Consider the following 6685-nt stretch of genomic DNA (forward strand, 5'->3'; position numbering starts at 1 on the left):
ATCAATTCATAATACCAAACCATAATACCAAAAAATATTTTAACCTCTTTATTTACAATAGGTTACTAATACCATTTTTTCCTTTTTCTTCCTTACCAAAGTGCCTACCCTATCTTCGCTAAGTAATTGATAACCAATTATGACATTAGCGCTGATGTCCATTTTTAATTAAATCTTTTAACGAAGATGGACACTAATATTTTAGAAAAATTAGAACGCATTGAAAAATTGCTAGAAACACAGCAAGCAATGCAAAAGCAAGTACTAAACTTTAACGATGCTTGCATTTATTTAGAACTTTCCCAGTCACACTTGTATAAACTTACGAGTACTGGAAGCATTCCTCATTACAAACCTAATGGGAAGAAACTGTATTTCAATCGCCAAGAACTAGACAATTGGCTTTTGAGAAACAGAAGCAATTCTATTGACGAAATCGAACAAGAAGCAGCTAACTACTTAATCAAGAAAGGAAAGGTGCAATTATGATAGAGTTAATGGACTTAGTAATGGAAATGTCAAAAGACATTCAATATTTGAAAGCTTATATAGAAGCCTTAAAAAATCAAAAAAGTGGTAAGTTAAGCGATGAGTGGCTAGACAATCAAGAAGTACTACAAACACTTCATATAAGCCCACGAACACTTCAAACCTATCGTGACAATGGTACACTTCCATTCAGTAAAATTGAAGGTAAATTCTATTACAAATCAAGTGATATAGAAAACCTTTTACAGAGTAATTATACTAACAAATCAAAAGACAAGTAGTATGATTACAAAGGAAAAAATACTGAACAAAACGCATTACGGTTTAAATATCTATGCGTTTATATTGAGACAGTTTTATCCTAACGCTACCGTTCTCTCTCTTCATGGGAGAGAATGTAGTGTTACTTGTAACCCTTACAATCAGGATAAAGAAACTTTATTAGTTAGTATCGTAAATAATTGTGCAACGCATAAAGATGACGAAATTTTGGATTTTCATGGAGATGTCTTCGACTTTGCTCAATTGTATTTTCAATGTAACAATCAAACGGAATTACTTCAAAAAATCAATAAAGTAATGCATTTGAGAATTGATACAAAAGAAACAAAAGAGTACGATTACATCGAACAAGAAGACACAACTTGGTATGTAAAATGCAGTTTTTACAAAGCTCCTGTAATGAATGTATTCCCATTGAAAGAATTAAAATTAAGCGAGATATACGATTTAATTACAAGCAATACTTATAAAAGCGTTACAAACCATTTAAGAACGATTTCAGACCTTAAAGAGAAAAAAAAGTACAAAGCAAAGCATTTTGATTATGTAACCTTCTCAGGAACTTTTACAAAGCGAAACGATGATGATTTAATCAAACATTCACTATTAATGACAATTGATTTAGATCATTTGGAAAACCTAAACCAAACTAGAGAAATGTTATTGAAAGATGAATATTTTGAAACCGAATTACTTTTCAAATCTCCTTCGGGTGATGGTTTAAAATGGATTATAAAAGTCGATTTAGAACAAGCAACACATCAAGAATATTATACCGCAGTATCTAATTATTTAGAGCAGCAATACAATATCAAAGTCGATGCATCTGGAAAAGACATTTCCCGAGCTTGTTTTTTATGTTATGATTCCGAAGCTTACATTAACCCTAGACACACAACAAAATGAATAAGAAAATATTTAATCCAAAAGAATGGTTAGAAGCTCCTGCAAAGCAAGAACCTCAACCAAAACAAATGCCTACTCCTATTGTTTCCGACAATCAGTTTGAAAACTATTTACAACAAATTGAATACACAGGAACCGACATAACACAGGGCTACGACAACTGGAGAAACGTAGGCTTTGCACTAGCTGACGAATTTGGCGAAATGGGTAGAGACTATTTCCACAGAATAAGTAAATTCAATAGTGCTTATGATTACAAAGAATGTGATGTACAATACAACAATTGCTTAAAAGCTAAAGGAACAGGCGTTACAATGGCTACAATTTACTATTTAGCACAACAGAACAACATTAAAATACATAATGAAAAACCAATAGTAAATAATGAAGTTGCCGAAGTAAAAACAGAGAAAACACCAGTATTTCCAAGTCATATTTACGACACCTTACCACTATTCCTAAAAGATTGCGTTAAACCTGCAACCACAAACGAGGAAAGAGATATTTTGTTATTGGGAACACTCACAACATTAAGTGCTTGCCTACCTACTATTTATGGTATTTACGATGGTAAAAAAGTAATGGCAAACTTGTATTTATTTGTAACAGCTCCAGCATCAGCAGGAAAAGGAAGATTAACCCAATGCAAACAATTGGTGCAGCCTATACACAGATTAAAGCGAGAACAAGCCACTTTAATAAAAAAGGAATACGAAGCTAACCTTGCAATGTACAACCAAGAAAAAGGTAAAAATCCAAATGCCGAAAAACCTGCAAAACCACCTGAAAGAATGTTGTTCATTCCTGCCAACAATAGTACAACAGGAGTATTTCAATTGTTGTTTGATAATAACGGAGAAGGATTAATTTTTGAAACCGAAGGAGATACATTAGCACAAGCATTTAAGAGCGATTACGGTAATTATTCCGATGGTTTTCGTAAAGCATATCATCACGAAACAATAAGCTATTACCGCAGAACAGACCGTGAATATGTAGATATTGAAAACCCATGTTTATCAACGGTATTATCTGGAACACCAAAGCAAGTTTCAGCCTTAATACCAAATGCAGAAAATGGTTTATTCAGTCGTTTTATGTTTTATTACATGAACATCACACCTATTTGGAAAAACGTATTTGAAATTCAAACCACAAATGGTTTAGATGATTATTACAACGAACTAGGCGGACAATTTTTGGAGTTCTACAAAGCGTTAAACAACAACCCCAGTATTCAAATTAAATTGAGCCAAAGCCAACAATTACAATTCAATGAGTATTTTTCAATTGTGCAAACCAAATATCTGAATATTCAAACCGATGATTACATTGCCACAATCAGAAGAATGGGACTAAATGCCTTTCGTCTAATGATGGTAATCACAACTTTACGAATCATGGAAGACGGCGATTGTTCCACTACTAGAGAATGTGAAGACATCGATTTTCAAAATGTACTCGATGTAGTAACGGTTTTGACACAACATAGTAGCAAAGTCTTTAACGATTTACCTGTTGAAACTCCAGTTGCCACAAGAACAAACCGTAAAGAAAAGTTCTTAGAAATGCTTCCCGATACTTTCACAACAACAGACTATTTAACTATTGCAGAGAAATTAACTATTCCTCACAAAACTGCCGAAGGCTACATAACTGCATTTGCAAAAGCAGGTTTAATACATAGAGAAATGAATGGAAAATACCGCAACACGAGTAAACAAGGAAATAAGGATTTTAAGGGAAACTAATACACGTTTCCCTTATTCCCTCAAAACCCTCAATATCGTTTTTTAATGTGAATAACTTTTATTTTCTCTTGTTTGGTTATTCATTACTTTTTCTTACATTAGACAAAATTTGACAAGTCAATTAATGTAGTATGAATTTTGGAGAACACATAAAACAATTGCGAGAGCAAAACCAACTATTACAAAGGCAAGTAGCAAGTGTATTAGAAATAGATACTGCTATGCTCAGTAAAATAGAACGAGGAGAACGAAGAGCAAAAAGGGAACATATTCCTTTATTAGCAAACTTACTTCATTCAAACGAAAAAGAGTTATACACAATTTGGTTAGCAGACCAAGTATATGATATAATTAAAGAAGAAGAAAATCCTACGGAAATATTAAAAGTAGCAGAACAAGAAGTTAAAAATTACAATAATAAAACAAACCAATAAAATGGCTCAAACATATAAAGAACATTTACAAAGTTTACTATTAAAAGACGATAGAGTAAAAGACGAACAAGGCGAACTTAAAGGTAATGTAGTTAAAGAACTAGCAAACAAATTAGACGAAAATCTAATTGAAACCTTATTGCAAGATGATAAATCTAGAGAAAAATTCTTTTTAAAAATAAAAGACGTTTACGTTTTTAAAGCAAACGATTTTAAATTCTATTTGGAACAAAATAGTTTAGACAATTCATTTACAAATTATGCAAACCAAATAGGTTTAACCCTAAATGGTAAATTCTTAAAAGATAATACCGATGTTGTTTTAGACTTCCCATACAAAGACTGCATTTTAGAAGGTGGACAAAGCACTGAAGAAGGTTTAGATACTTTCTATGAATACGATGATGAAAAAGAAGATTACACTGAAAAGCAAAGCAAACGAAAAGAAATTTTCTATAACACAATTGTTGCCAAAGACGAAATAGACCGTCTATTAGAGCCTAAAGCATTTGAAAACATCACAAAATATGATGCTAATGGTGATAGCAAACCATCCCAATTTAAACGAAACAAAGAAGGTGTAATAACAGATAACTTAATTATAAAAGGAAACAATCTATTAGCTCTACACAGCTTAAAAGAAGAATTTAAAGGTAGAATAAAATTAATTTATATTGATCCACCATACAACACAGGTAGTGATAGTTTTGCTTACAATGATAATTTCAATCATTCTTCATGGTTAACTTTTATGCAAAATCGGTTAGAAATTGCTAAAGATTTGTTGTGTTCAGATGGTTTAATATTTGTTCATTGTGATGATAACGAACACGCATATTTGAAAATTTTAATGGATAGTATTTTCAAAAACGAAAATTTCATAAATACTATTGTAATGAAAACAATTAATCCTAATGGCATTAAAACAACTCATGCAACCAAAACAATTCTTAAAGTTAAAGAATTAATTTTATCATATAAAAAAAATGAAATAAAATTGAAACCACAATACAAGTCTATTGATAAATACGATAAATTTTATGATTTATATATAGAAGGGGATTTAAATGATTTAAACAAATGTATTGTAATAAAACTTAAAGATAAAATTAAAAGTTTAGGTTTAAAATTTGATTTAAAAGACGAAAAATTTAAAGAATTTATTATTGATAATTCAGAAAAGATTTTTCAAACTAAGTTTGATAAAAGAGTTCAAAACGACCCTAAATATAGTGACGGTAAACTATACCGTTATGAGGAAAATGATGGTTATTATGTTTATCAAAAGAGATTTGGTTTAAAGCTCTCTAAAACAATAAAAGAAGTTTTTGGTACTAAAGAGGTTGGCATTTTATTAGGTGATGTTTGGGATGATTTTAAATTAAATAACCTTTATCTTGAAGGTGATGTATCGTTTTCTAATGCTAAAAAGCCAGAACATTTGATTTATAGACTAATAGATATGTGTACTAATGAAAATGAAATTGTTTTAGATTATCATTTAGGTAGTGGAACTACTGCAGCAGTAGCACAAAAAATGGGTAGACAATATATTGGTATAGAACAAATGGACTATGTAGAAGATGTAGCAATTGAAAGGTTAAAAAAAGTAATTAATGGTGAACAAGGAGGTGTATCAAAAGCAGTAAACTGGCAAGGCGGTGGTTCATTTGTTTATTTAGAATTAGCTAAAAATAACCAAAAAGCCATAGAACAAATACAAAATTGCAATTCGTATGCAGAATTAATTGTATTATTTGATGTGCTTTACACTAAATATTTCATGCATTACAATGTAAAAATTAAAGCGTTTAAAGAAGTAATTTCAAAAGAAGAAAACTTCATAAATCTCAGCTTAGAGCGTCAAAAAGAAATCTTTTGCCGTATGCTTGATAACAACCAATTATATGTTAACCGTGACGAAATGGAAGCTAGCAATTATGGTTTAAGCAAAGAAGATATAGCCTTAACTAAAGATTTTTATCAAATTAAAGAGTAACTAATGGCAGATAATAAATATTTATACGAATATCTATCAGATAAAATGCGAGAGTATCGAGTAAATTACTCAAATATTCCTGCGTTCTTGACAGACAATATACGTTTTCCATTATTCGATTGGCAAAGTAAAGCATTAGAAAACTTTTTAGATTATCAAAGCATAAAAGAAATAGAAAACCCACAAGACCCAACACACCTATTATTCAATATGGCAACGGGAACAGGTAAAACATTATTAATGGCATCTCTTATTTTATATTATTATGAAAAAGGCTATCGTCATTTTTTATTCTTTGTAAACCAAAACAATATTGTTGGAAAAACCGAAGACAATTTAACAGACGCAACACACAATAAATACCTGTTTAAAAACCCTATTGTTATTAATGATAAAACGATTAATGTAAAAAAAGTAGATACATTTTCTAACGATACAGAAGATATTGAAATTCTATTTACCTCAATTCATAAATTACATAATTCAGTATATCAAGTTAAAGAAAACAGCATCTTTTTAGATGATTTGTGTACGTCTTCAAACTAAATTGGACTTTTGCTAAGAGAGTATTTAGTTAATAATTCAAAGATAAAAGATTTTTTTGATTAGTTGTTAATTTTGATTTTTGGTACTCATTTCTTCGGTTTATAATAGCCATTTTCTTTAATCGTTCACGTTCTTTTAAAATTAATTCACCTCTTCCAAAATACACGTCTGCAGGAGTTAAGTTGTTTAATGATTCATGATAGCGTTCATTGTTATAACGATAAACAAACTTTTCTAAAGCAGCTTCTAATTCTTCTGGAGCGAAGTAATTATCAAGT

General features: G+C 30.5%; 8 protein-coding genes. 7 read left to right on the top strand and 1 reads right to left on the bottom strand.

The genetic code is table 11. The features are described from left to right. Positions 1–186: 186 nt before the first annotated feature. The 7 genes from BP92_RS0112200 (at position 187) to BP92_RS0112230 (ending at position 6407) form a co-directional block, all read left to right on the top strand. Positions 187–489, top strand: a complete 303-nt coding sequence (locus tag BP92_RS0112200) for a helix-turn-helix domain-containing protein (RefSeq protein ID WP_026726312.1) — start codon at positions 187–189, stop codon at positions 487–489. Continuing rightward, positions 486–770 (top strand): helix-turn-helix domain-containing protein, encoded by a 285-nt coding sequence (locus tag BP92_RS0112205; protein ID WP_026726313.1) that lies wholly within the window; start codon positions 486–488, stop codon positions 768–770. The genes BP92_RS0112200 and BP92_RS0112205 overlap by 4 nt, the downstream gene beginning before the upstream one ends. A gap of 1 nt (position 771) precedes the next feature. Next, positions 772–1677: a BT4734/BF3469 family protein gene (locus BP92_RS16805; protein WP_051604472.1), complete on the top strand. Its 906-nt coding sequence runs from the start codon at positions 772–774 to the stop codon at positions 1675–1677. Then, complete coding sequence (locus BP92_RS0112215; RefSeq protein WP_026726315.1) at positions 1674–3428, top strand: DUF3987 domain-containing protein; 1755 nt, start codon at positions 1674–1676, stop codon at positions 3426–3428. Before BP92_RS16805 ends, BP92_RS0112215 begins: the two co-directional genes overlap by 4 nt. Positions 3429–3559: 131 nt before the next feature. Further along, positions 3560–3862, top strand: a complete 303-nt coding sequence (locus tag BP92_RS0112220; RefSeq protein ID WP_026726316.1) for a helix-turn-helix domain-containing protein — start codon at positions 3560–3562, stop codon at positions 3860–3862. Between the two features lies 1 nt (position 3863). After that, on the top strand, positions 3864–5861 hold the full coding sequence (locus tag BP92_RS0112225) for a site-specific DNA-methyltransferase (protein WP_026726317.1): 1998 nt from the start codon (positions 3864–3866) through the stop codon (positions 5859–5861). Between the two features lie 3 nt (positions 5862–5864). Then, positions 5865–6407 carry a DEAD/DEAH box helicase family protein gene (locus BP92_RS0112230; protein WP_026726318.1) on the top strand — a complete coding sequence of 181 codons (543 nt, stop codon included), beginning with the start codon at positions 5865–5867 and terminating at the stop codon, positions 6405–6407. A gap of 28 nt (positions 6408–6435) precedes the next feature. On the opposite strand, the gene BP92_RS16290 is transcribed toward BP92_RS0112230, so the two are convergent. Next, positions 6436–6685: integrase core domain-containing protein (locus BP92_RS16290; protein ID WP_084329755.1), on the bottom strand; the 250-nt coding region annotated here is incomplete at its 5' end.

The organism is Flavobacterium sasangense DSM 21067, from assembly GCF_000686885.1.
GTDB classification, from domain to species: Bacteria; Bacteroidota; Bacteroidia; order Flavobacteriales; family Flavobacteriaceae; genus Flavobacterium; species Flavobacterium sasangense.